Consider the following 26,422-nt stretch of genomic DNA (forward strand, 5'->3'; position numbering starts at 1 on the left):
CGTAGCCTCGCGAGCGAGGAGCATCCCGTGACAGCACAGCCACCCGTGACGGCCCTGAGCCGGGCGATCGCCGATCCGCGACCGGTCGACGGACTCGCCGTGCGCTCGCCGATGTCCGGCCTCGACCGACGGAGCCTGGGTTTCGTCGACGTGCTCGCGCAGTCCGTCGGCGCGGTGGCCCCGTCGGCCGCCGCGGCGACCTGCCCCGTGCTCGTCGCGGCGCGGGCGGGATCCGGGACGCTGCTGGCCTTCCTGCTGGCGGCCGTGCTGATGGCGCTGGTCGCCCACGCCGTCAACCAGTTCACCCGGCGGATGGCGGCGACAGGGTCGCTGTACACGTTCGCGGCGCGCGGGCTCGGAGTGCGCACGGGCTTCGCGACCAGCGTCGCGATGATCGTCGGCTACGGCTTCGTGGCGATGTTCGCCCTCCTCGGCGCCGCGTACTACACGCTCACCCTGCTGTCGCACACCTCCCCGGGCCTCGCGGGCTCGCGCGGGCTCGTCCTGCTGCTGCTCGTCGCCTTCGGGGGGCTCTGCCTTCTCGTGCTCTGGCGCGGCATCCGGCTCTCCACCCGGGTCACGCTCGTCATCGAGCTGCTGTCCATCGCGGCCATCCTGGTGCTGATCGCGGTGCTCCTGGTGCGCGTGCCCGGCACGTCGTTCTGGAGCGTCGCGCTGCCCAGGGACGTCGGCCTCCCTCAGCTCGCCGCGGGCACCACCGTCGCCGTGACCGCGTTCGTCGGGTTCGAGAGCGCCGCGACGCTCGGAGCGGAGTCGCGGCGGCCGTTCGCCACCATCCCGCGCACCATCCGCTGGACCGTCATCGCCGCCGGGGTGCTCTACCTGCTCTCCGCGTACACGCAACTCGCGGGCTTCGATGCCCTCGGCGGTGAGCTGGCGTCCAGCGCGAGCCCGGTCAACGACCTCGCCGCGCGCGCCGGGGTCGAGTGGATCGGCCTGCTCCTCGACGGCGCGCTCGCCTGCTCGTTCCTCGCCTGCGCCCTCGCCTCGACGACGGCTCTCGCCCGGGTGCTGTTCTCGCTCGGCCGCGAGGGCATCGCGCCCCGGGCGCTCGGCCGCACCCATCGCCGCTTCCGCACCCCGCACATCGCCCTCGCAGTCGGGCTCGGCGCCGAGGTGGCCGTGCCGGCCGTCCTCGTCGCCGGCGGGATGGGCGCGTGGCAGGCGATGGGCGTGATCGTGGTCTGCGCCGCGGCCGGCTACATGACCGCGTACGCCCTCGTCTGCGTCGCCGCGCCGTTCTTCCTGCGGCGGATCGGCGAGCTGACCGCCGGGCCCGCCGTGACGGCGGGGATCGCCGCCGCCGGCCTGATCGGGGCCCTCGGGCTCGATCTCGGGCTGGAGGCGGCAGGCCCGCGGGCGCTCGCGGTCGTGCTGCTCGCGGTCGTCGCGGTGATCGCTGTCGCGCTCTTCCTGGTCTGCCGGCGGAGGCGGGCAGAGGCACTCAGCCGGATCGGGCTGTACGACGAACCGACGACGGGGGACGTGCTCGGCGGGGCACCATGAGCGCCATCCCCGAGCTGAGCGGCCGCCAGCCCGGCGCGGTGCACAGCGCCCTCGCCGTGCTCGAGGAGGTGGCGCGCTCCGGGCCGGGGATCACCGCCCAGCAGATCTCGGTGCGCCTGGGGCTGCCCCGGGCGACCGCGTACCGGCTGCTCAACCTGCTGGTGCAGGACGAGTACCTGGTGCGCATGCCGGACCTGCGCGGGTTCGCCCTCGGCCGCAAGGTGGCCGAGCTCGCCGATGTCGCCCAGGCGCAGGACGCGGCAGCGACCGCGCGGGCGGCCGTGACCGACCTGCGCTCCCACATCCGTGGCGGTGTACACCTCGCGGTGTATCGGGACGGCCGGGTGGTGCCGGTCGACGTCGACCCGGACTTCCCGCTCTCCGACCCCAAGCGCATCGGCAGCGATCTGAGCGTCTCGGCCCTCGGCCGGCTGCTGCTGGCGGAGCAGGCCGCGCGCACCGTCCCGTCACCCACCCGCTACACGACCCAGGAGGGGGAGCTGACGCCGGGCTTCGGCTGCCTGGCGGTGCCGGTGCGAGGCGAGGACGAGCGCCTCATCGCCGGGCTCGCGCTCGCCCTGCCGGCTGCCCGGCTCGCCGACCGCGACGGCCTGGTCTCGCTCGTCGCCGACACGGCGGTGAGGCTCGGCTCCCTGCTGCAGCGGGTGTGATGCGGAGACCGCAAACGCGTGCGGCTCAGCGCCTGCGGACCAGCCGCACGACGTCCACCGCGACGTCGCCGATCCGTTCGACCTTCGACCCGCCGTCGGCGGTGAAGCCGTTGCGGCGGTAGAACGCGTACGCCCGCGGGTTGTCGGCCATGACCCAGAGGTAGGCGTCCGCTGCGCCGACGGCTGCGTCGAGCAGGAGCTGACCGGCTCCCGAGCCGTGCGCGCCGGCGAGCACGTAGATGCCCTCGAGCTCCAGCGACACCGGCGCGGAGGCGTCCCGCCCGGAACCCGCGGACGCCCAGCCGATGATCGTCCCCGCGGCTTCCGCCACCCACACCGCCGTGCGCCCGGACTCGATCAGGGCGGCCCAGCCCGCAGCGCGCCGCTCCTCGTCGAGACCGGCCAGGAGGTCGGCGGGCAGCTGCCGGGCGTACGCCTCCCGCCACGCGGCGACATGGACGTGCGCGATGCCGACGGCGTCGGCCGCCGTGGCGCGCCGCACGGTCACGGGCGCCACGATGCCGACGGCGTCGGCCGCCGTGGCGCGCCGCACGGTCACGGGCGCCCGCTCGGCCCGCCCGGTCAGGACGACGCCTTCGCGATCGCCGCATACGACCCGTCGGTCGCCGCCAGGAGGTCGGCCGGCGCGAGTTCGAGGTCGAGCCCCCGTCTGCCGCCCGAGACGAAGACGGTGTCGAAGAGCTGAGCGGTCTCGTCCACCACCGTGACGTGCCGGTTCTTCTGGCCGATCGGGCTGATCCCACCGACCACGTAGCCCGTCCGACGCTCGGCGACGGCCGGGTCGGCCATGGAAGCCCGCTTGGCGCCCACCGCGCCGGCCAGCGCCTTGAGGTCCAGCAGCCCGGTCACGGGCACGACGCCAACCACCACGCCGAGCTCGGTGTCGGCGAGCAACGTCTTGAACACCCGCTCCGGCTCGACTCCGAGCGCCTCCGCGGCCTCCAGCCCGAACGAGGCGGCGGCCGGATCGTGCGTGTAGGGATGCAGCGTGAAAGGCAGCCCGGCCCTCGTCAGCGCGGCCGTCGCCGGCGTGCCGGCGGCGGCCTTCTGCTTCGCCATCAGTCGGCCGGCCCGGTCACGCGCGGTCCGTTCGCCCGGAACAACTGCATGGACGTCCCGCCGACCAGCCGCGTCGAGCCGGGCGCCAGCAGCGCCGGGTCCTCCGCGATCGGGACCTCGGTCGCGCTGTCCCAGAGCAGCTGGTACGACTCGACCCCGGGGGCGGCCGGAAGCGAGACCTCCACGTCGTCCTCGACCCCGTGGACGATGAGGAGCACCCGGTTGAACTCCTCCGTGTCCGGGGTGGAGGCGACCAGGTACTGCAGCGTGCGGTTCTCGGGCGAGTTCCAGTCCACGTCGTCCATCCCGGCGCCGGTGGCGTCGAACCAGTCCATGTGACTCGCGTTGGGTGTCGTCTCCCCGTAGACGGCGTAGCGGCTCGGCCGCAGGGCGGGGTTCGTGCGCCGCAGTTCCAGGAGGCGCTTCGTCGTCTCGTGGAACTCGCGCTGCTCGCGCGTGCGCAGCCAGCTCAGCCAGGTGAGCTCGCTGTCGTGGCAGTACGCGTTGTTGTTGCCGCGCTGGGTGCGGCCGTACTCGTCACCGGCCGTGATCATCGGCACGCCGGCCGAGAGCAGCAGGGTCCCCATCAGGTTGCGCATCGCCTTGCTGCGGCTCAGCAGCACGCTCTCGTCCACCGTCGGCCCTTCGACACCGTGGTTGAACGACCGGTTGTTGTCCGTGCCGTCGCGGTTGTCCTCGCCGTTGCCGAGGTTGTGCTTGACGTCGTAGGCGGTGAGGTCGGCCATGGTGAAGCCGTCGTGCGCGGTGACGAAATTGACCGAGGCGAGCGGCCCGCGCTCGGGGGAGAAAGTGTTCGAGGAGCCCGCGAGCCGGGTGGCGAAACCGCCGATGCCCACCGGCGCCTGCCCGTTCCGCCGTGCCTCCGCGACGTCGGCGAGCCAGAAGTTGCGCACACGGTCGCGGTAGCGGTCGTTCCACTCCGACCAGCCGTCGGGGAAGTTGCCGGTCTGCCACCCGCCCAGGCCGACGTCCCACGGCTCGGCGATCATCTTCACGCCCTGCAGGCCCGGGTCGTCGAGCGCCGCGTGCAGCAGCGGGTGCTCGGGGGAGTAGGACGCGTCGGCGCCGCGGCCGAGCGTCGCCGCCAGGTCGAACCGGAAGCCGTCGATCTGCATCTCGTTCGCCCAGTACCGCAGCGAGTCGAGCACGAGCCGCTGCGGCACGGGCCGGCCGAAGTCGACGGTGTTGCCGCACCCCGTGACATCGATGTAGACGCCGTGGTCGTCCTGCCGGTAGTAGGTGGCATTGTCGATTCCGCGCAGACTGGTGCGCGGACCCCCGATACCCTCCTCAGCGGTGTGGTTGTAGACCACGTCGAGGATGACCTCGATCCCGGCCAGATGGAGGAGCTTCACCATGCCCTTGAACTCGGCGATGACCGCCTCCGGGCCGGCCGCCTGAGCCGCCCGCGACGCGTACGGCGCGTGCGGAGCGAAGAAGTTGAGGGTGTTGTACCCCCAGTAGTTCGTCAGCCCCTGCTGGATCAGCCGCTGCTCCGAGACGAACGTGTGCACCGGGAGCAGTTCGACCGCGGTCACGCCGAGGTCGCGCAGGTAGCCGATCGACGACTCGTGGGCGAGACCGGCATAGGTGCCGCGCAGCTCCTCCGGAACGTCCGGGTTCACCTTGCTGAAGCCGCGCACGTGCGCCTCGTACACCACGGTCCGGTCGAGCGGGGTCGCGGGCTTGCGCGCCTCCCCCCAGTCGAAGCCGTCGGCGATCACGACGCCGCGCCAGTGATCGGAGCCGGCGCGCACCAGACCACGGGCGTACGGGTCGAGCAGCAGCGTCTCCGGGTTGAAGGTGTTCTGCGGCGACGCCGGACCGGAGACACGGATCGCGTAGCGGCTGCCGATCGTCAGGGAGCGGGAGCGCACCGAGAAGACGCCGTTCGCATCCCGGGTCATCGGCCGGGTCTTGACGAGCCAGTTGGGGTCGCGCTCGTCGAACAGGCACAGCTCCATCGCGTCGGCATTGGCGGAGAACACCCGCAGCTCGCCGCCGTTCGGCCCGACACGGACGCCCAGATTGCGCAGAGGATCGGCGGAGGTCATGCGATCTAGAGTAGTGAGTGGCGCCCGTGCTCCCGCCCGGCGCCGCACCCGCACATCGAGGAGGTCCCGGTGCCGGTCTATCTCGACCACGCCGCGACGACCCCCATGCGCCCCGAGGCGATCGCCGCCTTTGCCGACGCGATGGGTGTCGTCGGCAACCCCTCCAGCATCCACAGTCAGGGCCAGGAGGCCAAGCGGATGCTGGAGGAGGCGCGCGAGTCCGTCGCGGCCACGCTGGGCTGCGACCCGATCGAGGTGGTCTTCACCTCGGGCGGCACGGAGGCGGTCAACCTGGCGGTCAAGGGACTGTACTGGGCGCGCAACGCGGGGGCCGCCCGTCCGCGTATCCTGCTCCCGGGCGGCGAGCATCACGCGACCACCGACGCGGTGGACTGGCTGGAGCGGGCGGAGGGCGCCCGGCCGCAGTGGCTCGACCTCGACGCCGAGGGACGGATCGTCCCCGCGCCGATCGGCGAGCCCGCCGAGACGGCGCTGCTCACGTTCCTCGCCGTGAACAACGAGGTCGGCACGATCCAGCCGATCGGCGAGCTGGTCGGCGGTGCGCGCGAGGCCGGCGTCCCGGTGCACGTCGACGCGGTCTCCGCCTACGGGCACCTGCCGATCGATTTCGCCGCGCTCGGCGCCGACGCCCTCAGCGTGTCCGCCCACAAGATCGGCGGCCCGGTCGGCATCGGCGCACTCGTGCTGAGCCGGACCTCGACCGTGGTCCCGCTCATCCACGGCGGCGGCCAGCAGCGCCAGGTGCGCAGCGGTACGCAGGATGTCGCCGCCGCCGTCGGGTTCGCCGTCGCCGCGCGGGCGGCGGAGGCGGAGCGGGAGTCGGAGGGCCGGCGCCTCGCCGCGCTCCGCGACCGCTTGATCGCGGGAGTGCGCTCGGCGGCGCCGGAGGCCGTGCTGAGCGGTCCGACGCCCGAGAGCGGGGAGCGGGTCGCCTCCAACGCCCACTTCGTGTTCCCGGGAGCGCAGGGCGACTCGCTGCTCTTCCTGCTCGACCTGGCCGGGCTGTCGGTGTCGACCGGCTCGGCCTGCACCGCGGGGATCCCGGAGCCGTCGCAGGTGCTCCTCGCGATGGGCCGGAGCGAGCTCGACGCCCGCAGCGCGCTGCGGTTCACCCTCGGCCGCACCTCGACCGAGGACGACGTCGACGCGCTGCTCGCCGCCCTGCCCGGCGCATACGCCCAGGCTGCGCGTGCCGGCCACGCCGAGCGCGCCACGCGGCTCGCCTGAGCGCCCGCCGCGGCCGCCGTGCCCACCGCGCTCGCCGCGCCTGCCGTGCTCGCCGCGCAGATGACCGTGCGGGGTCGCATTCCGTCGCTGTGGGGCGGGCGGAGCGACAGAGCGCGACCCCGGCGCGGCGAGCCGCGGGGCGGAGGGACGGCGGTGGACGGAGCGGGCGTCCAGCCGGGGCGGCGTAGAATCCCGGGGTGAAGGTTCTGGCAGCGATGAGCGGGGGAGTCGACTCCGCAGTGGCGGCGGCGCGCGCCGTCGAGGCCGGTCACGACGTGGTCGGCGTGCACCTGGCGTTGAGCCGGATGCCCGGCACGCTGCGCACCGGCAGTCGCGGCTGCTGCACCATCGAGGACTCGATGGATGCGCAGCGGGCCGCCAATATCATCGGCATCCCCTACTACGTGTGGGACTTCTCGGAGCGCTTCAAGCTCGACGTCGTCGACGACTTCATCGCCGAGTACGCCGCCGGCCGGACGCCCAACCCGTGCATGCGCTGCAACGAGCGGATCAAGTTCGCCGCGCTGCTCGAGAAGGCGCTCGACCTCGGCTTCGACGCCGTGTGCACCGGGCACTACGCCGCGATCGTCACCGATGAGAACGGCGACCGCGAGCTGCACCGGGCCAGCGCCTGGGCGAAGGACCAGTCGTACGTCCTCGGAGTGCTGACGGCCGACCAGCTCGCGCACGCGATGTTCCCTCTGGGAGCCACGCCGTCGAAGGCGGAGGTGCGGGCGGAGGCCGCCGCGCGCGGACTCAGCGTCGCCAACAAGCCCGACTCCCACGACATCTGCTTCATCCCGGACGGCGACACCCGCGGCTGGCTCGCCGAACGCGTCGGCGCCGAGACGGGCGACATCCTGGACCGCGACGGCAACCGGATCGGCTCCCACGAGGGCGCCCTCGCCTTCACGGTCGGCCAGCGCAAGGGCCTCAACATCGGCTACCCGTCGGCCGACGGGCGCCCCCGGTTCGTGCTGGAGGTGCGGCCGAAGGACAACACCGTGGTCGTCGGCCCGAAGGAGGCGCTCGACATCGCGGAGATCGCGGGGTCGCGGTTCACCTGGGCAGGGCGGGCGCCCGAGGACCCGGAGACGCCGTTCGACTGCGACGTGCAGATCCGCGCGCACGCCGATCCCGTGCCCGCCGTCGCTCGGGTGGCCGACGGGGAGCTCGTGGTGCGCCCACGGACGCCGCTCGACGGCGTGGCGCCCGGGCAGACCGCCGTCGTGTACGTCGGCACCCGGGTGCTCGGCCAGACCACGATCGACCGCACCGTCTCCGCCGTCCCCGTCTGACGGGCGGACATTCGTCACGAATGTCGACTCCTGCGCGCGGTATCGCGCGATTCGTGACGAATGCGCGCGCGGCGGAGGGGCTCGCGGCGCTGTCGGCGGCGCTGCCTAGACTTGGTCCGTGAGCGAGATCTCTGAGACGAGTGACACCCCGGTCGAGTTCGGCGACCTCGAGTTCGGCGACCTCGACTTCGAGGCGGCCCGCACCGAGGCCGATCGGCTGGCCGAGCGCATCGAAGGGGCCCGCCTCGCCTACTACGGCGATGGCGACTCGGCGCTCTCCGACGCCGAGTACGACGCGGACTTCCACCGGCTGGAGGCGCTCGAGCGCGCGTTCCCCGAGCTGGCGGGGCAGGACAGCCCCACCCAGCAGGTCGGCGCGGCCGTCGCCTCCATCGGCTTTCCCGAGCACGAGCATGCCGAACGGATGCTCAGCCTCGACAACGTGTTCTCGATCGACGAGTTCCGCGAGTGGGCCGCCAAGACCGCCGCGGCGGCCGGGCGCTCGGTGCGCTGGCTCACCGAGCTGAAGATCGACGGGCTCGCGATCAGCCTCGCCTACAGCGACGGCGTGCTCGAGACGGCGACCACGCGCGGCGACGGCCGGGTCGGGGAGGACATCACGGAGAACGTGGACTGGATCCCCGCCATCCCGCGCGAGCTGAGCGGCACCGGGTACCCGTCGTTCTTCGAGGTGCGCGGCGAGGTCTTCCTGCGCACCGTGGACTTCGAGGCGCTCAACGATCGGCAGCGTGAGCTCCAGGCCGCGTACGAGGCGGACGAGCGGGCGAAGGGCAAGCCGGAGGACGCGATCAAGACCCGCTTCCCGGAGTTCGCCAACGCCCGCAACACCGCCGCCGGCAGCCTCCGGCAGCGCCGCGAGAAGAAGAACGCCCTCGAACTGGAGCTGATGCGCGAGCGCCTCGGCCGGCTCTCCCTGTATCTGCACGGCATCGGCGCGTGGCAGCATCCCGATGTCGCGGCGCAGTCCGAGATCTACGGCCTCCTGGCCGGGTGGGGCCTGCCGGTGTCACCGCACTCGCGGGTGTTCGACGGCGTCGAGGAGGTCGCCGGCTACATCGCCGACCGGGGTGAGCACCGGCACGACGTCGAGCACGAGATCGACGGCATCGTGGTCAAGGTGGACGAACTCGAGCTGCACGTCGAGCTCGGTGCGACCAGCAGGGCGCCGCGCTGGGCGATCGCGTACAAGTACCCGCCCGAGGAGGTGCACACCACCCTCCTCGACATCGTCGTGGGCGTCGGCCGCACCGGCCGCGCGACTCCCTACGCCGTCATGGAGCCGGTGAAGGTCGCCGGCTCGACCGTGCGACAGGCGACGCTCCACAACCAGCAGGTGGTGCGGGCGAAGGGCGTGATGATCGGCGACACCGTGGTCCTGCGCAAAGCGGGCGACGTCATCCCCGAGATCCTGGGCGCCGTCGAGCAGCTGCGCGACGGCTCCGAGATCGAGTGGCACATGCCGGAGGTCTGCCCCGAGTGCGGCACCCCGCTGCGCCCGATGAAGGAGGGCGACATCGACCTCCGCTGCCCGAACGCGAAGTCGTGCCCGGCCCAGGTGCGCGGCCGGGTCGAGCACATCGGCTCCCGCGGAGGCCTCGACATCGAGGCACTCGGCGAGGTGACCGCTGCCGCCCTGACCCAGCCGCTGGTCCCCGCCACGCCGCCGCTCGTCACCGAGGCGCGGCTGTTCGACCTGCAGCTGGACGAGCTGGTGCCCGTCGAGGTGGTCGTGCGCGACGCCGAGACGGGTGAGATCAAGCTCGACGAGGTCACCGGCGAACCCGTGCGCCGGTCGCCGTTCCAACGGCTCGGCGCCAAGACCTATCCGCCCGGCACCGAGGAGCTCGACCCGGCCGAGCGCCGCCGGAGGGGGATCCGCAAGGACCACCAGACGGTGCTGCCGTCCGAGGCGGCGACCAAGCTGCTCGCCGAGCTCGAGAAGGCGAAGACCAAGCCGCTCTGGCGCATCCTCGTCTCGCTCAACATCCGGCACGTCGGCCCGGTCGCGGCCCGCGCCCTGGCCGACTACTTCGGTTCGCTCGATGCGATCCGTGCCGCGACCCGTGAGGAGCTCGCCGAGGTCGACGGGGTCGGCGGCATCATCGCCGACGCCGTCATCGACTGGTTCGGCGTCGACTGGCATCTCGACATCGTCGAGCGCTGGACGCAGGCCGGAGTGCAGTTCACGACACCGGGCCACCCCGGGCCGGGCGCCGCGGCCGAGGCGGGAGGCGTGCTCGCGGGTCTCACCGTCGTCGCCACCGGCTCCCTCGACGGGTACACCCGTGAGGGCGCCCAGGAGGCGATCATCGCGGCGGGCGGCAAGGCGGCCTCCAGCGTCTCGAAGAAGACCGATTTCGTCGCTGCGGGGCCCGGCGCCGGGTCCAAGCTGACCAAGGCCGAAGAGCTCGGCCTGCGCGTCCTCGACGCCGCGCAGTTCCGGATCCTCGTCGAGCAGGGTCCCCAGGCCCTCGATGAGGCCTGAAACTGTCAGTCAAAGCGCGGACAGGATCTCAAGTCTCCCCCTGAATCGGGGGTAGAACGTCCTGCCGACGTCCATGTTTTCCCCGATAGCATCGAGGAGTGCGCTCGCCCAGGGTGCACTGCAAGGGCTTAGCTCGCTCGCTCTCGGAGGGACCCGGACGGAGTGCTGGTCGGCTTTGCAGCTGTCGTCACCGTGACCTCGGTAGTCTCCGGACTCACCGGGGCCTTCGTCGTGCCCGCCGACGCCGCCGCAGCGGCCCCGGTCGCGTCGACCGTGGCGGTCGCCGGCATCACCTCGGACGCTCCCGTCGCGGGGGCCTCCACGGTCGCGGCATCGTCCACGCTCGGACGCATCGCCGGGGTCAGCGCGTCCGCGCTGCCCGCCTACCTCAGCGGCCACCGGGCCGAGATCGACAAGCTGATCTCCGACCCGCCCGCCGCCAGCGACGTCAGCCGCGTCTGGTCGATCCTGGACGGCAAGCAGCAGGCGGTGCTGCTGAAGGAGGCCCCGCACCTCATCGGCAACCTCGAGGGAGTGCCGTACAGCGTGCGCGGCCGGGCGAACGCCCTCGACCTCAAACGCACCATTGCCGCAGCGAAGAGCGATCTGAAGACCGAGCGGGGCAAGACCGAGCGCCTCACCCTCCAGCGCCAGTTGACCACCCTCGGCAATGTGAAGGCCGCGCTCGCGAAGATGGACGGCGTGACCCGCACCCTGGTGTCGCTGGACACCTCGGATGACGCCAAGGCCGCCATCGTGGTCGGGGATCTCAGCACGGCGAAGTACGTCAGCGTCCTGGTCCCCGGCATGTACATGTCCGTCGGCGAGCAGATCGAGGCCTGGGCCGCGGTCGCGCAGGACCTGCACGACCAGCAGACCGCCTTCCTCGGTCGGATCCTCGGGCCGCGCAGCGGGACCAGCCCTCCCGGAGTCGCGGTCGTCGCGTGGATCGGCTACCAGACGCCGGTGCTCACCAACATCGGCGGCCTGGCGCTCGCGCAGCAGGGTGCGGACAGCCTGGAGCGCACGCTCGAGGGGATCAAGAGCCTCCGCGCGACGGACCCGCCCTACCTCAGCGTCTTCGCCCACTCGTACGGCTCGACCGCAGCACTGCTCGCGCTCGAGCGGGGGACCGTGGAGGTGGATGCGCTCGCGCTGATGGGATCGCCCGGCAGCGACGCCCAATCGGTGAAGGACCTCTCGGTGCGCGGCGGCAACGTCTGGGTCGGCGAAGCCCCGATGGACCCGATCGTCGACAGCGCGTTCTTCGGCAGCGACCCCGGCTCGCCGTCGTACGGCGCCAAGAAGATGGGTGTGGGCGGTGCCGTCGATCCGTTGACGCACCGCACGCTGGCCGGGTCGACCGGGCACAACGAGTACTTCACCGCAGGCACGGAGTGCATGCGCAACCTGGCGATGATCGGCATCGATCAGGGACGACTCGTCCTCTGACCGTTCGGGTCTGATCCGTGTGCGAGCCGCACGCGTCCGTGAGCCGCACGCGTCCGTGAGCCGCACGCGTCCGTGAGCCGCGCGTGTCCGTGAGCCCCATAATGGACGGGATGGGATCGGACGACGAGCAGCAGGGGCGACGCGGGTCGTCGCGCCGCGACTTCCTCAAAGGCGCGGGTCTCGTGGCCGCGGGTGCGGTCGCGGGCGGCGCCGGGGGAGCGGCCGCGGGTGCGGCCGCGGGTGCGGCGTTCGCCTCCCGGCCGGACGAGACACCGCGGGCGGAGCCCGGCGAGGAGTACCCGCCGCTGCCGCCGCAGGCGCGTCCCGGGTTCGACCACCTCGTGGTGCTGATGTACGAGAACCGCTCGTTCGACAACCTCCTCGGCTGGCTGTACGACGAAAAGTCCCTTCCGGAGGGCAAACGCTTCGATGGGCTGGCCTTCGGCGCGTACAGCAACCCCGATCCGAACGGCGGCCCCGACATCCCGGTGCACGCCTACGAGGGCACCACCGACTTCGTGATGCGCCAGCCGTCGCCCGACCCGGGGGAGGTGTACCCGCACGTCAACACCCAGTTGTTCGGGATCGTCGATCCGCCGTCGAACGCGGACGCCCTGGTGAAGGACATGCTCCCGCCCTACAACGCGCCCCGGCCCGGCCAGAAGCCCGGCATGGACGGCTTCGTGCGCGACTACATCGGCGTGCTGCGCAAGGACACCGGGCAGGAGCCCGGGATCGACGACTACCGCCGCATCATGGGTGCGTTCACCCCGGACATGCTGCCCGTGTTCTCGACGCTCGCGCGGCAGTTCGCCGTCTACGACGACTGGCACTGCGCGGTGCCGTCGCAGACCTTCTGCAACCGGTCGTTCTTCCATGCGTCGACCTCCCACGGCTACGTCGACAACGGCGGCGACGGAGGGCTGCGCAAGTGGTTCGATCCGGCCAACGACGCGCCGACGATCTTCAACCGGCTCGAGGAGGCCGGTCGCACCTGGCGGGTCTACTACGACGACCGCCAGCTGATCTCGCTGACCGGCTTCATCCACGCACCCGCGCTGGAGCCCTTCTGGCGCAGCAACTTCCGGACGATGTCCCACTTCTACAAGGACGTCGAGGAGGGCACGCTCCCCGACTACGCGTTCGTCGAGCCGCGGCTGCTGTACGACCACAACGACATGCACCCGCCGGGCGGCCCCGCGACCGAGGAGGATGTCGCAGGCGACGTGATCGTCGGGGGCGCCATCTCGGACGTCCGCGCCGGGGACCTGCTGCTGCACGAGGTGTACTCCGCGATCCGGTCGTCCCGCAGCGCGTCGGGCTCCAATGCCCTCAACACCATGCTGCTGGTCACCTTCGACGAGCACGGCGGGACGTACGATCACGTGCCGCCCGGACCGGCGACCCCGCCGGACCAGAGTGGCCCGGGGGAGAACGCCTTCCTGTTCGACCGGCTCGGGCTGCGGGTCCCCGCCATCGCGATCTCGGCCTACACCGCGCGCGGGTCGATCCTCCACGAGGAGATGCACCACGCGGCGGTGATCGCCACCCTGTGCGAGAAGTACGGGCTGCCGCACCTGACCGAGCGGGATCGCGGCGCGCGGACGCTGCGCGACGCGATCAACCTGACGACGCCGCGGCAGCCGGGGACCTGGCCGGACACCCACCCGCAGTACCTGCCGGCGAACCCGGAGGCGGACGCCCCGGCGGCGGGAGAGCAGGACCGCCCGCTGAGCCCGCCCGGCATCGGGCTGGTGGGCCTGCTCACCGCGCGCTACGGTCTGCCGGGCGACGCCATCCCGGAGACGTACCAGCAGGCGTACGACGCCGTGCACCGGCTCGGCCTCGGGCTGTTCGGCGAGCAATAGAATCGACGTAGGCCGCCGGGCGCACCCGCGGCACCTCAACACACCAGCACCGACGGAGACGTATGTCCGAAATCAGCGCAGAACAGGTCGCGCACCTGGCGAGTCTCGCCAGGATCGACCTCAGCCCGGAAGAGATCGAGAGCCTCACCAGCGAGCTCGGCCAGATCGTGGAGTCGGTCGCCAAGGTGCAGCAGGTCGCCGGACCGGACGTGCCGGCGACCAGCCACCCGCTGCCGCTGACCAACGTGTTCCGCCGCGACGAGGTCGTCCCGTCCCTGACGGTCGACCAGGCGCTCTCCGGCGCCCCCGCACGCGACGGCGACCGTTTCAAGGTCGCCCCGATCCTGGACGAGGAGTGACCATGACGGACCTGACCAGAATCAGCGCCGCCGCCCTGGCCGACCTGCTCACGGCGGGCGAGGTGTCGTCGGTCGAGGCGACCCGTGCCCACCTCGAGCGCATCGAGGCCGTCGATGCGGACGTGCACGCCTACCTGCACGTCGCGGGGGAGAAGGCCCTCCGCACCGCCGCCGAGATCGACGGCCGTCGTGCCGCAGGCGACGCCCTCGGGCCGCTGGCGGGTGTGCCCGTCGCGATCAAGGACGTGCTGGCGACGAACGACATGCCGTCGACCTCCGGATCGAAGATCCTCGAGGGCTGGTTGCCGCCGTACGACGCCACGGTCGTCCGCAAGCTGCGCGAGGCGGACCTGGTGCCGCTCGGCAAGACCAACATGGACGAGTTCGCGATGGGATCCTCCACCGAGCACTCGGCGTACGGCCCGACCCGCAACCCGTGGGACCTGGAGCGCATCCCCGGCGGCTCCGGCGGTGGATCGGCCGCGGCCGTTGCCGCGTTCGAGGCGCCGTTCGCGCTCGGATCCGACACCGGCGGATCGATCCGCCAGCCCGCGGCCGTCACGGGTTCGGTCGGCGTCAAGCCGACCTACGGCGGTGTGAGCCGCTACGGCGCGATCGCGCTGGCGAGCTCGCTGGACCAGGTCGGCCCGGTCTCGCGGACCGTGCTCGACGCGGGACTGCTGCACGACGTGATCGCCGGGCACGACCCGCTCGACTCGACCTCCCTCACCGACACCTGGCCGTCGATGGCCGCCGCTGCGCGGGCCGGCCTCGCGGAGGGCGCCCTGCGCGGCGTCCGCGTCGGCGTCATCAAGGAGATCGCCGGCGAGGGCTTCCAGGCCGGCGTGAAGCAGCGCTTCGACGAGGCCGTGGCCCTCCTGGAGGGCGCGGGAGCCGAGGTCGTGGAGGTCAGCGCGCCGAGCTTCGAGTACGCCGTCGCCGCCTACTACCTCATCCTCCCGGCCGAGGCGTCCAGCAACCTGGCCCGCTTCGACTCCGTGCGGTTCGGGCTCCGCGTCGACCCGCAGGACGGTCCCGTCACGGTCGAGCGCGTGATGGCCGCCACCCGCGACGCCGGCTTCGGGCCGGAGGTGAAGCGACGCATCATCCTCGGCACGTATGCGTTGAGCGCCGGCTACTACGACGCGTACTACGGCAGCGCCCAGAAGGTCCGCACTCTCATCCAGCGCGACTTCTCGGCCGCGTTCGAGAAGGTCGACGTGCTGGTCAGCCCCAGCGCGCCGACCACGGCGTTCAAGCTCGGCGAGAAGCTCGCCGATCCGATGGCGATGTACCTCAACGACATCACCACCATCCCGGCGAACCTCGCCGGCGTGCCCGGCATGGGACTGCCCATCGGCCTCGCGCCGGAGGACGGCCTGCCGGTCGGCATGCAGCTGATGGCTCCGGCCCGCGCCGACGCCCGGCTGTACACCATCGGCGCCGCCCTGGAGCGGCTGCTGGAGGAGAAGTGGGGGCGCACCCTGCTGAGCCAGGCGCCGGACCTGGCCGCCACCGAGATGTTCGCGAGCGAAGAGGGAGCCGTCTGATGGCCGGAGCGGAACTGATGGACTTCGACAAGGCCCTCGAACTGTTCGAGCCGGTGCTCGGCTTCGAGGTGCACGTCGAGCTGAACACCAAGACGAAGATGTTCTGCGGCTGCGCGAACGAGTTCGGCTCGGGCGCCAACACGAACACCTGTCCGACCTGTCTGGGTCTGCCCGGCGGACTGCCCCAGGTGAACGAGAAGGCGATCGAGTCGAGCATCCGCCTGGGCCTCGCCCTGGGCTGCGGCATCGCCGAGTCGAGCCGCTTCGCGCGCAAGAACTACTTCTACCCGGACACCGCGAAGAACTTCCAGACCTCGCAGTACGACGAGCCGATCGCCCACGACGGCTCGGTCACCATCGAGCTGGAGTCCGGCCGCGAGGTCACGGTGCTGATCGAGCGCGCGCACATGGAGGAGGACGCAGGCAAGCTGACGCACATCGGCGGCGCCACCGGGCGCATCCAGGGTGCGGACTACTCGCTCGTGGACTACAACCGCGGCGGCGTGCCGCTCGTGGAGATCGTGACGCGGATGATCGAGGGCGCCGAGCACGACGCCCCCGAGATCGGGCGCACCTACGTGCGCGCGATCCGCGACATCGTGAAGGCGCTGGGTGTGTCGAACGCGCGGATGGAGGAGGGCAACGTCCGCTGCGACGCGAACGTGTCCCTGCGCCGTCGCGGCTCCGACCAGCTCGGCACCCGCACCGAGACGAAGAACGTGAACTCGCTGCGCTCGGTCGAGCGCGCCGTGCGCTACGAGATCCAGCGGCAGGCCGCCATCCTCGACGCCGGCGGCACGATCACCCAGGAGACCCGCCACTGGCACGAGGACACCGGCACCACCAGCGCCGGCCGTCCGAAGAGCGACGCGGACGACTACCGGTACTTCCCGGAGCCCGACCTGGTCCCGGTGGCGCCGAGCCGCGAGTGGGTCGAGGAGCTGCGCGGCACGCTGCCCGAGCAGCCGTCCGCGCGCCGCAAGCGCCTCGCCGCCGAGTGGGGCTTCACCGCCCTGGAGTTCCAGGACGTCGAGAACGCCGATCTGCTCGACGAGGTGGAGGCCACGGTCGCCGCCGGTGCGCCGGCCGCCGCGGCCCGCAAGTGGTGGACCGGTGAGATCGCCCGACTCGCGAACGCGTCGAACCTCCCCGCCGGCACGCTCGTGAGCCCGGCCCACGTGGCTGAGCTGGCCGCGCTGGTCGAGGCGGGCACGCTCACCGACCGGCTGGCCCGCCAGGTGCTGGAGGGCGTCGTCGCCGGCGAGGGTCGTCCGCAGGAGGTCGTGGACGCCCGCGGTCTCGCGGTCGTCTCGGACGACGGGGCGCTGATCGCCGCCATCGACGAGGCGCTGGCCGCCCAGCCCGACGTGCTGGCGAAGATCCGTGACGGCAAGGTGCAGGCCGCCGGCGCCGTCATCGGCGCGGTGATGAAGGCCATGAAGGGTCAGGCGGACGCCGCACGCGTCCGCGAGCTGGTCCTGGAGCGCGCCGCCCAGTAGTCGCCCGGACGATCTGTCACGACACGCCGTGCGAGCCTCCACTCGCACGGCGTGTCGTGTCAGGTGGATGCGCGCGTGGACAGCGCGGGCGCCGCGAGGCAGAGTAGATGCATGGGCGTCTTCACTCTGGGCGGGTTGACCTCGGTCCCCGCCGCCTCCCGCACCGATCTGCTCGCGCCCGCCGCGCTCGACGCGCTCACCGCCCTCGGCTGGCTCGAGGAGGTCGGCGTGGTCGAGATCGACCCCGACGTCTCGGACACCGCGGCCACCCGTGACGAGTTCGGGTTGGACGCCGCGACGCTCGCGAACTGCGTGGTCGTGGGCGGCAAGCGCGAAGGCGTCGAGCGGATCGCCGCGTGCGTCGTGCTCTCGACGACCCGGGCCGACGTGAACAACGTCGTCAAGCGGTTCCTCGACGTGCGCAAGGCATCGTTCCTGCCGATGGACCGGGCGGTCGAGTTGACCGGGATGGAGTACGGCGGCATCACCCCGATCGGCCTGCCGGAGGCGTGGCCGGTGCTGGTCGACGGGCGCGTCGCGGAGGCGGAAGTGGTGATCGTGGGCTCCGGTGTCCGCCGCTCGAAGATACTCGTGCCGGGCCGTCTGCTGGCCGCGCTGCCGGGAGCGCAGGTCGTGGACGGACTGGGGCTGGAGATCCCCGCCGGATGACCCGCCTCCTCGCGCCCGTGCGCTCGCGGCTGATCGAGACGCTCGCGGGCCGGTCGGACGTGGTGCCGGAGTGGATCCTCGAGCTCGAGCACGGCGAGGACGAGGGCTTCTTCGGTCCCGGGAGCGCCGCGTGGGTCGTGCACGGCGGGATGCCCACGCTGGTGGCCGGCATCCGGGCACTGCTGCTGCAGGCGCTGCACCCCGGAGCGTTGGCCGGGGTGCGGGAGTTCTCCCGCTACCGCGAGGACCCGCTGGGTCGGTTGGCCGGGACCATCCGCTGGATCCACACGGTCAGCTACGGGAGCACGGACCAGGCGATCGCCGGCTCCGAGTGGGTGCGGTCGCTGCACGCCCGGGTGGCGGGAACCTTCGTCGACGGGCACGGGGTGTCGCGCCCCTACTCGGCTGACGATCCGGAACTCGCCTCGTGGGTGCACCTGGCGTTCACGGACGCGTTCCTGACCGCGCACGAGCGCTGGGGAGGCGCGATTCCGGGAGGCGCGGACGGCTACGTCCTGGAGTGGACGCGGGCCGCACGGCTGATGGGGGTGGAGGACCCGCCGACGACGGCCGCCGGGCTGCGCGCCGCGATCGCCGCCGTCACCGATGCGGGGGAGCTGCGCGGCGGGCCGGAGGTCGAGGAGATCGTGCACTTCATCCGCCGCCCGCCGCTGCCGCGCGTGCTGCGGCCGTCGTACCGGGTGCTGTTCCGCGCCGCGGTCTCGACGCTGCAGCCGCGGCACCGGGAGCTGCTCGGGCTCCGCGCGCCGTGGAGCGAGCGGTGGGTCGAGCGGCTCGTGCCCATGGATCGCGTCGCCGCGGCGGTGCTCGCGGGGGCCGGAGCGCTGCTCGGCCCGCGCACGCAGGCGGAGCTGGCGGCACGGCGGCGGTTGGACCGGCTGGCGGAGCTGAGCGGACTGACAGAGGAGCAGAACCGCGCATAGCGGCGTTTCCGGCCCGATCGGCGTTACGCTGAGTCCTGCGCCCGCTCGGAGATGAGCGGACCTCATGTTATGGAGGTGCTCATGACCGCGACAGTTCCCTCGAAACCCGACGATGTCGAGTCCAAAGGTCTGAAGGACGGGGCGCTCGGACTGGTGTCCAGCGTCGTCGTCGGAGTCGCATCCACCGCCCCGGCCTACAGCCTGGCCGCGAGCCTCGGGTTCATCGTCGTCGGCGGCACGCTGGCCGCGGGGGTGAAGGCGCCGGGGATCGTGCTGTTGGCGTTCATCCCGATGTACCTGATCGCGGTGGCCTATCAGGAGCTCAACAAGGCCGAGCCCGACTGCGGCACCACCTTCACCTGGGCGACGCGCGCGTTCGGCCCGGTCACCGGATGGATGGGCGGCTGGGGGATCATCGTCGCCGACGTGATCGTCATGGCCAACCTGGCGCAGATCGCCGGGTCGTACTCCTTCACGTTCGTCGGCAGCTTCGGGCTGCCCGCCGTCTCGGCGCTGGCGACGAACGTGGTGGCGACGACCATCGCCGGCCTCATCTGGATCGCGCTCATGACCTGGATCTGCTACCGGGGCATCGAGATCTCCGCTCGTCTGCAGTACGTGCTGCTGGGCTTCGAGGTGGTCATCCTCATCTTCTTCGCCGTCTTCGCTCTGGTGCGGGTCTACACGGGCAACGCCGAGCCGTACTCGCTCATCCCGCAATGGGACTGGTTCAACCCGTTCACCCTCGACTTCGCCAAGACGATCGCCCCCGCGATGCTCACCGCGATCTTCATCTACTGGGGCTGGGACACCGCGGTGTCGATCAACGAGGAGACCAAGGACCCGGGCAAGACCCCGGGCCGCGCCGCCGTCATCAGCACCCTGCTGCTGCTGGCCACCTACGCGGTCGTCACGGTGGCGACCGTCGCCTTCGCCGGGGTGGGGGAGAAGGGCATCGGACTGGCGAACCCCGCGAACTCGGGCGACGTGTTCTCGGCGATCGGCCCGACGCTGTTCGGCGGGGGTGTTGTCGGGGGGATCCTGATGGCCCTGCTGGGGTTCTCGATCCTCACGTCGGCGTCGGCGTCGACCCAGACCACGATCCTCCCGACTGCGCGCACCGCGCTCTCGATGGCCGCGTACAAGGCCATCCCGACGCAGTTCGCCCGGATCCACCCGAAGTTCCTCACCCCGACCTGGGCGACCATCGGGATGGGTCTGGTCTCGGCGCTGTTCTACCTGATCTTCACCTTCATCAGCGCCACCCTGCTGACCGCCCTCATCGGCTCGATCGGCCTGATGATCGCGTTCTACTACGGTCTCACCGGGTTCGCCTGCGTCTGGTTCTACCGCAAGACGCTCTTCCGGTCGTTCCGGGACATCGTGATGCGCGGCCTCTTCCCGTTCGTCGGCGGCGTGATGCTGCTGGCCGTCTTCGTGTACGGACTGATCAGCTTCTCCGCGCCGGATTGGCTGACCGATGAGAACGGCAAGAACGTCACCATCTTCGGGATCGGCGCCGAGGCCGTGGTGGGCGTCGGCGGTCTGGTCATCGGGGCCGTGCTGATGCTGATCTGGTGGTGGCGCAAGCCCGACTACTTCCGCGGCGAGACCCTGCCGATGCGCTCCCACGCGCTCGTGCTCGCCCCGGCCGGCGTGCCCACCTTCGGGCTGCCCGACTCCACGCCGGCCCGCACCGTGATCGCACCGGACCGCTCGAACCTGCCCCCTGGGCAGATCCCGCTGAATGCTGAGACACTGGAGCCGGTCGAGTCGGCCGACGACCCGACGGCTCCACGAGAGGACGGCACGTGACGGAACGCCAGCGCATCGTCGAATGGGAGGACCCGGCGCCGGGAGTGGCGGTGATGCCCACCCTGAGCGGCCTCGACTACCTGAGGGCCATGATCGATGGAGTGCTCCCGCCGCCTCCCATCGCGCGCCTCATGGACATGACGCTCGTCGATGCGGGGCCGGGCACGGCGACGTTCGTCTGCGAGCCGGACGAGTCTCACTACAACCCGATCGGCACGGTGCACGGCGGCCTGGTCTGCACGCTGCTGGACTCGGTGCTCGGCTGCGCGGTGCAGACCACGCTGCCGCAGGGGCAGGGCTACACCTCGATCGAGATCAAGGTGAACTACCTGCGCCCGGTGCTGGCGGACTCCGGTCCGCTGACCTGCGTCGGCACCGTCACCAAGCCGGGCAACCGGGTGGCGTTCGCCGACGGGGTCGTGACGGACGCCTCCGGCAAGGTCGTGGCGACCGCGACCGGGTCGTTGCTGGTGTTCCCGATCGGCTGAGGACGTCAGCGGTCCAGCAGCTGGTCGCGCACCTTGCGCCGGATCACCTTGCCGACGATGGAGCGCGGGAGGTCGTCGACCTGGACGACGGACTTCGGCACTTTGTAGGCGGTGAGGGTGTCGCGGGCGTACGCGCGGATGGCGGCCTCGTCGAACGACGTCCCCGGCTGCATGACCACGGCCGCCACGACCTTCTCGCCGCTGTGGGCGTCCGGGAGGCCGACCACGGCCACGTCGGCGACGCCCTCGAAGGAGCGCAGGGCGTCCTCCACCTCGGTCGGCGCGATGTTGAAGCCGCCGGAGATGATCAGCTCCCTGATCCGGTCCACGATGCGGACGAAACCGTCCTCGTCCATGGTCGCGATGTCGCCGGTGCGGAACCACCCGTCGGCGGCGAACACCTTGGCGCTCTCGTCCGGCTTGCGCCAGTAACCCGAGAACACCTGCGGCCCGCGGGCGAGCAGCTCGCCCTCCTCGCCGAACGCGCGGTCGACCTCGGGGTCGTCGGGGTCGGCGATCCGCAGCTCGGTGCTGGAGAGGGGGAGGCCGACGGTGCCGGCCTTGCGCCCGTCGCTCACGGGGTTGGCCATGAGGACCGGCGAGCACTCGGAGAGTCCGTAGCCCTCGACGAGGTAGCCACCGGTGCGCTGCTCCCATTCGCCCACGACGTCCTGGGGGAGCGCCATGGCGCCGGAGATGGCGATGTCGATGCCCGCCAGGGAGACAGTGCGCTTGTCCGCCGCCTGCACCAGGCGGTCGTAGATCGGGGGCACGGCCGGAAGGAAGGTGGCCGGGCGCTTCTTGACCACGTCGAGCACCAGCTCCGGGTCGAACTTGGGGAAGAGCACCAAGCGCGCGCCCATGCTCATCGCGAACGTGAGGCAGAGGGTGAGGCCGTACGCGTGGAACAGCGGGAGCACGGCGTACACCACGGACGTGCCGCGCTCGACCGCGGGCACCCACGCCCGTGCCTGCGCCGCGTTCACCGTGAGGTTGGCGTGCGAGAGCATCGCCCCCTTCGGCAGCCCGGTGGTGCCGCTCGTGTACTGGATGAGCGCAAGGTCGTCCGCCTGCGGCCGGGGCGAGGACGCCTTCAGCCGGCGCCCGGAGACGAGCTGCTCCCAGGTCACGGTGCCGGAGACCTTCGTGGTCAGTGCCTCGCGGGCCTCCCTGGCCTTCCGGATCGGCAGGCGCAGCGCGAACCGCTTGCCGGCCGGCATCGCGGTCGTCATGTCGACCGAGATGACGGTGGTGACGCCGAGGTCGGCGGGGAGGTCCTGAACGGTCGCGGCCACCTTGTCCCAGACGATGGCGACGGTCGCGCCGTGGTCTTCGAACTGGTGTCGCAGCTCACGCGGCGTGTAGAGCGGGTTGTGCTCGATCACGATCGCGCCCAGGCGCAGGGCCGCATAGAACGCGACGACGTGCTGCGGGCAGTTGGGCAGCACCAGCGCCACGCGGTCGCCCTTGCGGACGCCCCGCTTGCGGAGGCCCTCGGCGGCACGGGCGATCTGCTCGCCGAGCTCCGCGTACGTCGTGGTCGCACCGAAGAACTCGAGCGCCACATGGCTGCCGTAGGTCTTCACGGACTCGTCGATCAGGTGGGCGAGGGAGCCGGCGGGGACGTCGACGTCGGCCGGGACGCCCGGTGCGTAGCTCGCGATCCAGGGGCGTTCGCTGTAGATGCTCACGCGCGCAAGCCTACGCGGGAGCGGCGAGAGCCCGCACGGCCTGCTCGATCGGGGTGTCGCCGGCGACGACCTCCCATGTCTTCCCGATGCTGCCCGGCTCGCCCAGGCAGGCGGCGATCAGACGGGCGACGTCCTCGCGCGGGATGGAGCCGCGCTCGACCGACGCGCCCAGGGTCACACCGCCCGTGCCCTCGTCGAAAGTGAGCGCGCCCGGGCGCAGGATGGTCCAGTCCAGCCCGGACTGCCGCAGGGCGGTGTCGGCGTCCCGTTTGGCCTCCACATAGGCACGCCAGTCGGGCGTCGCGTCGACGGCGACGGGGGAGTCGACACCCCACGCGGAGACCTGGACGAAGCGCCGGATGCCGGCGGCGGTGGCGGCCTCGGCCGACTTCACCGATCCGGCGAAATCGACGGTCCGTTTGCGGTCCACGCCCGAGCCGCCGCCCGCGCCTGCGGCGAAGACGACCGCGTCGCACCCGGCGAAGGCCGCCGCGAGAGCGTCGGAGTCCGCATACTCGATGTCGAGGAGCACGCCCTCCCCGCCCAGGCGGTAGACGTCCTCGGCGTGCTCGTCGTTGCGCACGACGCCGACGAAGTCGTCCCCCTGGTCGTAGAGGACCCGCATGAGCTGCTGGGCGACTTTTCCGTGGGCACCGACGATCGCTACTCGAGACATGTCTCCATCTTGCTCCCTCTCGGGGTGGGTGCGCTCACGGCGAACGTACACAGACATCCGGCGTGTTCTTTGTTAGCGTCGGCACCATGTCGGCCGTCCTGGAGCTCCTCGCGCATCTCGTCGCGTCCGCTCTGGGCACGGCCTGGAGCGCGAGCTCACCGGGCGGCCTCCTCGCCGCCGCCGGCGTGGCCGGTGCGGTCGGCCTGATCGCCGCCGTCGCCGTCGCCTCGGTGCGCTCGGTCGCCGCCCTCGCGGCCTCGTTGCGCGAACGCGCGGTCTGGTCGCGCCCCGCCGAGCCCGATGTCGACGGGCTCGCCGAGAGCCAGTCCCACCCCGACACCGACGGGCGCCCGCGCCCGCGAGCGCCGGGATCCCCGCTGCCGGCCGCGTAGCCGGGGCGTTCGCCCTGCGCACGGCCAGACGACTCCACGTCCGTCCGACAGCAGGGAAACACACTCATGGACCTCTTCTCCTGGCCGCCCATCGCGGCCGTCCTCGACGCGGCCTACCGCCTCGTCACCGGCCTCTCCGCCGCGATCGAGCCGCTCGCCGGCACCGCGGCGGGCGTCGTCGCGATCATCGTGCTCACGATGCTCGTGCGCGCCGTCCTCCTCCCCGTCGGCATCAGCCAGGTGCGCGCCGAGTTCACCCGTCGCCGGCTCGCCCCGCAGCTGGCCGACCTGCAGAAGAAGCACGGCGCGAATCGCGAACGGCTCGCGGAGGCGACGATCGAGCTCTATCGACGCGAGCGCACCTCGCCGTTCGCCGGGATGCTGCCGCTGCTCGCGCAGATCCCCGTCATCTCGCTCGTGTACGCCGTCTTCACCCACCCGATGATCGCCGGCCACGCCAACGACCTGCTCGGTGAGCGGACGTTCGGGGCGCCCCTCGGCACCAGCTTCGTGGGACTGACCGGAGCGGGCCCGGTCTGGCCGGCCATCGCGGTCTACCTGACCGTTCTGGCGCTGATCGCGGTCGTGACGACGGTCTCGCGCCGGGTGCTCGCGCTGCCGCAGCCGGAGGGCGCCGCCACACCGACCGGCATGCTGCGCGCGCTGTCGTTCCTGCCGTACGTGACCGTGGTGTTCGCCGCCTTCGTCCCGTTGGCGGCCGCCGTCTACATCCTCACCACGACCACCTGGACGGTGGCGGAGCGCTGGCTGCTGCGCCGTCTGCTCGATCCGGCGCGCAAGCGCCCGCAGGGAAGGACGACACCGTCGATCTCGCACTGACACCCGTCCCCGAGCCGGCGACCGAGCGGCTCACCGGCACGCACGCGACGTTCCCGCGGGAGGGGGTGGCGGCGTGGCCGGCGGGCCTGGCCACCGCCGCGGACCCTGCGGACTGGGCGATCCTCCGCGCGGAGTACGGCGAGCACGAGGGGATCGACGCCCTGGTGATGGGATGCTTGTCGCATGTGGAGACGCAAGACCAGTCCTGACGGGCGGGGCCCGCACGAGGACGCGGCGGCCGGCGGCGCCCTCGGCGTGGGCGTGCAGGTGTACGTCCGTGAGAGCGACCCGCCCGCCGGAGACGACTGGGTCGGCGAGCCGACCGGCGTGATCGTGGCGCCGGGCGAGCGCAGCCTGCGCAGCGTGTCGTTGCCGGCCGACCGGTTGACGACCTGGGTGGTCGCCTTCAGCGAGCCGCAGTATCGTCGCGACGGGCGCGGGCCGGCCGAGACCGCGACGGTCCCGGCCTCCCGCCTCGTCGCCGCCGAGCCCGTGGAGGACTGACGTGCTCGCCGTCGGACTGGTGCGCGGGATCAACGTCGGGGCGTCGACCAGGGTCGCCGCGGGCGACCTGGCGGCGGCGTTCCAGGATGCGGGTCTGCGCGACGTGGTGACGCTGCTGCAGAGTGGCAACGCCGTCTTCGTCGCCGACGAGGAGCCAACGGCCTCCCTGGCGGCGCGCGTGGAGGAGGCGCTGCGCGCCCGTTCGGGCGTCTCCGCCCGGGTCGTGCTGCTGCCGGAGGAGCGGTTCCGCGCCGTGGCGGCGGCGAACCCGCTCGTCGCGGTGGCGGACGACGACGCGCGGCTGGTGGTGACCTTCCTCGACCACGAGCTGCCGGAGGGCGTGGAGCTCCCGGCCGACGCGGAGACCGTGCCCGAGCTGATCCGGGCGGGCGAGCGCGCCCTCTACCAGTGGTGTCCGCTGGGCGTCTCCAAGTCCGTCGTCCCTGCCGCGTTCTGGCGCGCGGTCGGCCCCGTGGCGGCGGCGCGGAACCAGCGCACGGTGGCCCGGCTCCTCGCCGAGCTCGATCGGCGCGGTTGAGGGCCACGCGAGCACTGTTCCGGCGCGCCCGGCGAACCTACAATTGCGGCATGTTCGTCGAGGGCACGCTTCGATGGCAGGTCACCGAGGACTGTCCCTGGGACCTGCTGATGGCCCTCGCCGTCCGCGACCTCGCCGGGCTGGGGGAGGCCGGCGAGCCGGCGCTGCCGCGACTGACCCCGGCGCTCGCGCCGGTGCTGCGGGCCAACACGGGCGCGCATCCCGCGGTCCCGCGGGCGGCATCCCGCGCCGGGCACACCGGAGCGGCGGTGGGGGAGCCCGGCACCCTCGCGCAGCAGTGGCGCGCGTGGTTCGACGTCGCCGTCGACCGGGAGCGACGGCCGCTCGGCGGGATGCTGCGCCCGCCGCACTTCCCCGTCTTCGACCGCGCGATCGAGCTTCAGGACGTCGTGATCGCCCACTACGACGCGGCGGCGGACTGGGCGCACCAGCGCCACGCCGAGTACGTGCAGGCGAGTCTGCTGAACCACGCCCGCCGCGCCGCGGACATCGTCGACGTGGTGCGCGAGCGCGAGCACGAGTTGCGCCGCCAGGCAGGGTACTTCCGGCTCGACCTCGACGTGCTGCCGCTCTCGAGCTCCGGCGCGTGGATCGTCGGGCCGCATACCGTGGTCGTCAGCGCGAGCCTGCGCGACGACTCCCCGGCGTTCCGGGACTGGTTCCGGCCCCTGGTGTCCGCGCTCGTCTGAGGCGGCCGCCAGAGGCCGGGAC

24 protein-coding genes are annotated in these 26,422 nt (G+C 72.1%); 19 read left to right on the plus strand and 5 right to left on the minus strand.

The genetic code is table 11. The features are described 5' to 3' along the window. Positions 1-27: 27 nt before the first annotated feature. Positions 28-1,527, plus strand: a complete 1,500-nt coding sequence (locus tag U870_RS0111275; protein ID WP_240183676.1) for an APC family permease — start codon at positions 28-30, stop codon at positions 1,525-1,527. After that, complete coding sequence (locus tag U870_RS0111280) at positions 1,524-2,198, plus strand: helix-turn-helix domain-containing protein (protein ID WP_025157495.1); 675 nt, start codon at positions 1,524-1,526, stop codon at positions 2,196-2,198. Before U870_RS0111275 ends, U870_RS0111280 begins: the two co-directional genes overlap by 4 nt. 25 nt (positions 2,199-2,223) lie before the next feature. On the opposite strand, the gene U870_RS0111285 is transcribed toward U870_RS0111280, so the two are convergent. From U870_RS0111285 to glgX, 3 genes are read right to left on the minus strand one after another with little or no spacing between them, the layout of a single operon-like run. Then, positions 2,224-2,757: a GNAT family N-acetyltransferase gene (locus U870_RS0111285; RefSeq protein WP_240183677.1), complete on the minus strand. Its 534-nt coding sequence runs from the start codon at positions 2,755-2,757 to the stop codon at positions 2,224-2,226. Positions 2,758-2,780: 23 nt separating this feature from the next. Next, positions 2,781-3,278 (minus strand): Cys-tRNA(Pro) deacylase, encoded by a 498-nt coding sequence (gene ybaK, locus U870_RS0111290; RefSeq protein ID WP_025157497.1) that lies wholly within the window; start codon positions 3,276-3,278, stop codon positions 2,781-2,783. Next, on the minus strand, positions 3,278-5,353 hold the full coding sequence (gene glgX, locus U870_RS0111295) for a glycogen debranching protein GlgX (protein WP_025157498.1): 2,076 nt from the start codon (positions 5,351-5,353) through the stop codon (positions 3,278-3,280). The genes ybaK and glgX overlap by 1 nt, the downstream gene beginning before the upstream one ends. A gap of 69 nt (positions 5,354-5,422) precedes the next feature. Between glgX and U870_RS0111300 the strand changes: the two genes are divergently transcribed. The 12 genes from U870_RS0111300 to U870_RS0111355 all read left to right on the plus strand — a co-directional run bounded on the left by U870_RS0111300 (position 5,423) and on the right by U870_RS0111355 (position 21,049). Further along, positions 5,423-6,601 carry a cysteine desulfurase family protein gene (locus U870_RS0111300; RefSeq protein ID WP_025157499.1) on the plus strand — a complete coding sequence of 393 codons (1,179 nt, stop codon included), beginning with the start codon at positions 5,423-5,425 and terminating at the stop codon, positions 6,599-6,601. A gap of 197 nt (positions 6,602-6,798) precedes the next feature. Continuing rightward, the gene (gene mnmA, locus U870_RS0111305; RefSeq protein WP_025157500.1) at positions 6,799-7,899 is read left to right on the plus strand and encodes a tRNA 2-thiouridine(34) synthase MnmA; all 1,101 of its coding nucleotides are present in this window, start codon (positions 6,799-6,801) and stop codon (positions 7,897-7,899) included. Positions 7,900-8,026: 127 nt separating this feature from the next. Then, positions 8,027-10,405, plus strand: a complete 2,379-nt coding sequence (gene ligA, locus U870_RS0111310) for an NAD-dependent DNA ligase LigA (protein WP_052357695.1) — start codon at positions 8,027-8,029, stop codon at positions 10,403-10,405. Positions 10,406-10,597: 192 nt separating this feature from the next. After that, positions 10,598-11,857: an alpha/beta hydrolase gene (locus tag U870_RS0111315; protein ID WP_043709981.1), complete on the plus strand. Its 1,260-nt coding sequence runs from the start codon at positions 10,598-10,600 to the stop codon at positions 11,855-11,857. A gap of 110 nt (positions 11,858-11,967) precedes the next feature. After that, a complete protein-coding gene (locus U870_RS0111320) occupies positions 11,968-13,725 on the plus strand; it encodes an alkaline phosphatase family protein (protein WP_025157502.1) in 1,758 nt (585 codons plus the stop codon). Between the two features lie 62 nt (positions 13,726-13,787). Beyond that, complete coding sequence (gene gatC, locus U870_RS0111325; RefSeq protein ID WP_025157503.1) at positions 13,788-14,084, plus strand: Asp-tRNA(Asn)/Glu-tRNA(Gln) amidotransferase subunit GatC; 297 nt, start codon at positions 13,788-13,790, stop codon at positions 14,082-14,084. Positions 14,085-14,086: 2 nt separating this feature from the next. Next, a complete protein-coding gene (gene gatA, locus U870_RS0111330) occupies positions 14,087-15,634 on the plus strand; it encodes an Asp-tRNA(Asn)/Glu-tRNA(Gln) amidotransferase subunit GatA (protein ID WP_025157504.1) in 1,548 nt (515 codons plus the stop codon). Beyond that, positions 15,634-17,133 carry an Asp-tRNA(Asn)/Glu-tRNA(Gln) amidotransferase subunit GatB gene (gene gatB / locus U870_RS0111335; protein WP_025157505.1) on the plus strand — a complete coding sequence of 500 codons (1,500 nt, stop codon included), beginning with the start codon at positions 15,634-15,636 and terminating at the stop codon, positions 17,131-17,133. The genes gatA and gatB overlap by 1 nt, the downstream gene beginning before the upstream one ends. A 111-nt stretch (positions 17,134-17,244) precedes the next feature. After that, complete coding sequence (locus tag U870_RS0111340; protein ID WP_025157506.1) at positions 17,245-17,802, plus strand: YbaK/EbsC family protein; 558 nt, start codon at positions 17,245-17,247, stop codon at positions 17,800-17,802. Further along, positions 17,799-18,746, plus strand: coding sequence for an oxygenase MpaB family protein (locus U870_RS0111345; RefSeq protein ID WP_025157507.1), 948 nt, complete (start codon positions 17,799-17,801; stop codon positions 18,744-18,746). Before U870_RS0111340 ends, U870_RS0111345 begins: the two co-directional genes overlap by 4 nt. Before the next feature lie 81 nt (positions 18,747-18,827). After that, positions 18,828-20,561, plus strand: coding sequence for an APC family permease (locus tag U870_RS0111350; RefSeq protein ID WP_025157508.1), 1,734 nt, complete (start codon positions 18,828-18,830; stop codon positions 20,559-20,561). A gap of 53 nt (positions 20,562-20,614) precedes the next feature. Beyond that, entirely contained in the window at positions 20,615-21,049 is a 435-nt protein-coding gene (locus U870_RS0111355) for a PaaI family thioesterase (protein WP_081815272.1), read from the plus strand. Between the two features lie 5 nt (positions 21,050-21,054). Here the strand turns inward: U870_RS0111355 and U870_RS0111360 are convergent, their stop codons facing one another. Together U870_RS0111360 and U870_RS0111365 are read right to left on the minus strand one after the other, a co-directional pair. Next, positions 21,055-22,740 (minus strand): long-chain-fatty-acid--CoA ligase, encoded by a 1,686-nt coding sequence (locus U870_RS0111360; protein ID WP_025157510.1) that lies wholly within the window; start codon positions 22,738-22,740, stop codon positions 21,055-21,057. A gap of 10 nt (positions 22,741-22,750) precedes the next feature. Then, complete coding sequence (locus U870_RS0111365) at positions 22,751-23,416, minus strand: SDR family oxidoreductase (RefSeq protein ID WP_025157511.1); 666 nt, start codon at positions 23,414-23,416, stop codon at positions 22,751-22,753. Positions 23,417-23,502: 86 nt separating this feature from the next. Here U870_RS0111365 and U870_RS0111370 point away from each other — a divergent pair, with 86 nt between their 5' ends. From U870_RS0111370 to U870_RS0111395, 5 genes are all read left to right on the plus strand, one after another. Continuing rightward, entirely contained in the window at positions 23,503-23,808 is a 306-nt protein-coding gene (locus U870_RS0111370; protein WP_025157512.1) for a DUF6412 domain-containing protein, read from the plus strand. A gap of 66 nt (positions 23,809-23,874) precedes the next feature. Further along, positions 23,875-24,648 carry a YidC/Oxa1 family membrane protein insertase gene (locus tag U870_RS0111375; protein WP_025157513.1) on the plus strand — a complete coding sequence of 258 codons (774 nt, stop codon included), beginning with the start codon at positions 23,875-23,877 and terminating at the stop codon, positions 24,646-24,648. A gap of 183 nt (positions 24,649-24,831) precedes the next feature. Then, positions 24,832-25,152 (plus strand): hypothetical protein, encoded by a 321-nt coding sequence (locus U870_RS0111385; RefSeq protein ID WP_240183678.1) that lies wholly within the window; start codon positions 24,832-24,834, stop codon positions 25,150-25,152. 1 nt (position 25,153) lies between these two features. Then, positions 25,154-25,690, plus strand: a complete 537-nt coding sequence (locus U870_RS0111390) for a DUF1697 domain-containing protein (RefSeq protein ID WP_025157515.1) — start codon at positions 25,154-25,156, stop codon at positions 25,688-25,690. A 50-nt stretch (positions 25,691-25,740) separates the two neighbouring features. Continuing rightward, the gene (locus U870_RS0111395) at positions 25,741-26,400 is read left to right on the plus strand and encodes a hypothetical protein (RefSeq protein WP_025157516.1); all 660 of its coding nucleotides are present in this window, start codon (positions 25,741-25,743) and stop codon (positions 26,398-26,400) included. Positions 26,401-26,422 lie beyond the last annotated feature (22 nt).

The organism is Leifsonia aquatica H1aii, assembly GCF_000633535.1.
GTDB classification, from domain to species: Bacteria; Actinomycetota; Actinomycetes; order Actinomycetales; family Microbacteriaceae; genus Leifsonia; species Leifsonia aquatica_A.

Bases quoted from the DNA above. Each gene is read 5' to 3' on its own strand.
- U870_RS0111280 (WP_025157495.1), top strand. From the start codon at position 1,524: ATGAGCGCCATCCCCGAGCTGAGCGGCCGCCAGCCCGGCGCGGTGCAC.
- ybaK (WP_025157497.1), bottom strand. From the start codon at position 3,278: ATGGCGAAGCAGAAGGCCGCCGCCGGCACGCCGGCGACGGCCGCGCTG.
- glgX (WP_025157498.1), bottom strand. From the start codon at position 5,353: ATGACCTCCGCCGATCCTCTGCGCAATCTGGGCGTCCGTGTCGGGCCG.
- U870_RS0111320 (WP_025157502.1), top strand. From the start codon at position 11,968: ATGGGATCGGACGACGAGCAGCAGGGGCGACGCGGGTCGTCGCGCCGC.
- gatC (WP_025157503.1), top strand. From the start codon at position 13,788: ATGTCCGAAATCAGCGCAGAACAGGTCGCGCACCTGGCGAGTCTCGCC.
- gatA (WP_025157504.1), top strand. From the start codon at position 14,087: ATGACGGACCTGACCAGAATCAGCGCCGCCGCCCTGGCCGACCTGCTC.
- gatB (WP_025157505.1), top strand. From the start codon at position 15,634: ATGGCCGGAGCGGAACTGATGGACTTCGACAAGGCCCTCGAACTGTTC.
- U870_RS0111340 (WP_025157506.1), top strand. From the start codon at position 17,245: ATGGGCGTCTTCACTCTGGGCGGGTTGACCTCGGTCCCCGCCGCCTCC.
- U870_RS0111345 (WP_025157507.1), top strand. From the start codon at position 17,799: ATGACCCGCCTCCTCGCGCCCGTGCGCTCGCGGCTGATCGAGACGCTC.
- U870_RS0111350 (WP_025157508.1), top strand. From the start codon at position 18,828: ATGACCGCGACAGTTCCCTCGAAACCCGACGATGTCGAGTCCAAAGGT.
- U870_RS0111355 (WP_081815272.1), top strand. From the start codon at position 20,615: ATGCCCACCCTGAGCGGCCTCGACTACCTGAGGGCCATGATCGATGGA.
- U870_RS0111365 (WP_025157511.1), bottom strand. From the start codon at position 23,416: ATGTCTCGAGTAGCGATCGTCGGTGCCCACGGAAAAGTCGCCCAGCAG.
- U870_RS0111370 (WP_025157512.1), top strand. From the start codon at position 23,503: ATGTCGGCCGTCCTGGAGCTCCTCGCGCATCTCGTCGCGTCCGCTCTG.
- U870_RS0111375 (WP_025157513.1), top strand. From the start codon at position 23,875: ATGGACCTCTTCTCCTGGCCGCCCATCGCGGCCGTCCTCGACGCGGCC.
- U870_RS0111385 (WP_240183678.1), top strand. From the start codon at position 24,832: ATGTGGAGACGCAAGACCAGTCCTGACGGGCGGGGCCCGCACGAGGAC.
- U870_RS0111395 (WP_025157516.1), top strand. From the start codon at position 25,741: ATGTTCGTCGAGGGCACGCTTCGATGGCAGGTCACCGAGGACTGTCCC.